At 50.0% G+C, this 208-nt stretch carries 1 protein-coding gene; it reads right to left on the minus strand.

Annotation, left to right across the window (positions count from 1 at the left end; translation table 11 throughout):
- Positions 1 to 208 (minus strand): hypothetical protein (locus B2X00_RS10430; RefSeq protein ID WP_290487466.1); only part of this gene is annotated, 208 nt, incomplete at both ends.

Genomic DNA, 208 nt, shown 5'->3' on the forward strand with positions numbered 1-208 from the left:
TTGCAGCACACCACCCGCCGAATAAATGGATACTTCTTCTTTGGTATCCAAGCGGCAGATCACAAGCACTTCAATATCTTCACCATTGGCTCGGTGAATCATTAAACTCAGTCGCGCACCAGGAGCCGGTTCGCCCTTAACATCATAGGTTTCAGAACCATCAAGTGCTAACGTCTTGCGGGTTGTGCCCTCTTCAAACTGCAGCGGC

The sequence above is a fragment of the Idiomarina sp. UBA3162 genome (genome assembly GCF_002364475.1).
In the GTDB taxonomy this organism is placed as follows: Bacteria; Pseudomonadota; Gammaproteobacteria; order Enterobacterales; family Alteromonadaceae; genus Idiomarina.